Origin of the sequence: Bartonella sp. MM73XJBT (genome assembly GCF_028618465.1) — a bacterium.
Taxonomy (GTDB): Bacteria; Pseudomonadota; Alphaproteobacteria; order Rhizobiales; family Rhizobiaceae; genus Bartonella.
This window is the reverse complement of sequence record NZ_JAQISY010000106.1, coordinates 1-1287: the sequence shown is the minus strand read 5'-3', so window position 1 is coordinate 1287 and position 1287 is coordinate 1. Positions and strand designations below refer to the sequence as shown.

Annotated in this window: 2 protein-coding genes; both read right to left on the bottom strand. The window is 32.9% G+C overall.

Going from position 1 to position 1287, the window contains the following annotated elements; translation table 11 throughout:
- On the bottom strand, positions 1–277 hold a 277-nt coding region (locus tag PVV69_RS09850; RefSeq protein ID WP_273757355.1), incomplete at its 3' end, for a hypothetical protein.
- A gap of 809 nt (positions 278–1086) precedes the next feature.
- Positions 1087–1287, bottom strand: a 201-nt coding sequence (locus PVV69_RS09845; protein ID WP_273757354.1) for a YadA-like family protein, incomplete at its 5' end; no start/stop codon positions are given.

The window sequence follows — 1287 nt, the reverse complement described above, 5'->3', positions numbered from 1 at the left end:
CCTTAGATAAATCAGAGACATCAACATTGTTCTGACTATCATAAGCAGCAGTAATCCTTTTATCGTTCCCTTGAGAATAAACTGCTGTTGCCTTCTCTATGCTTTGAAGAACTTGTTGGTCTATTATATCAATTTTTTTCGCCAATACAGGAGACGCACTTGATAAGAGTGCAACCATTGCTGTTCCCAACGAGAGCTTTGTAAACAAAGATAAACGCCGAGAAATAAGCACAGCCTTCAAACTAGGTCTCTTTGATGTGGCAGATATTTTTTTCATAACAACTCTCCAATGAAAAAATTTGAAAAGCATATCCAAAACATAAAAAAGACACATTTCAGTGTTAGTTACTCTCCCTACTGGTTATTGAATGGAAAGTGACAGATCAAAGTGGGAACGTTTTGAGTCTTTGTTTTCGTTTTGTCGTTGCTTTCTGTGTTGAGATCTAAATGTAGGCAATGTTTAGTTTACATGGAAATGACACATTTAGATTCTGATATGGTTTATAGGTGCTTTTTGCTTGGTGTGCTTTAAAAACGAATTTTCCTGTATCTGAATATTAAAGTCATTTACTTAAAAAAAGGGCTTATACTTAGAAAAGTACTTTCAAAGTTGTCTCTTTACTTCATATGTTGAATAATAAATTCTCTCTTATTAAGAAGTTTTTTTCTTAATAAGAAGTAAATTAGGAAGCTATAATATTTAAGGAAATTCAATTTTTTTTGATTTACAGCATTCCTTTGAGTCTAATGCAAGTAAATATGCTTTGGCGTCGTTTTTTACCCATTACTTCTCCCCCCTTTGAATTAATCAAAATGAGTCTTACTAATATACCTTTTGTATGACTATATGCTCTCTCATAAAATAGCAACTAAAAAATAACACTTTTTATCAATTGGAATAAAAATATATGTTTTCACATAATTGTGTGACCTTTTTTCAATAAAAGCAGTTATATAAAAACTTACTGATTATAATATACTTGCAGATTATACTCACTCAATAAATATTGTTTGTGTCTATAAAATGCTCGCCCTTCCTTAAAAAGAAGAGCGAACGTTATTTTTAATAAAAAATTGCTTGCTTTATTAATTCAGCGTTAAGCTTAGCCCTACACCTATACCCCAACGTCCACCAGCGCTTGTGACAGATACACTCGAACGAGTATTTCCATCTTCAGATGTATAACCAGCACCAAAGGCAAAGGCCGTCTGATTCTGCCATATACCACTACCAAGCGCTACACTTAACTTTCCTGGTAAATCATTATAACGCAAATTCGATACAGC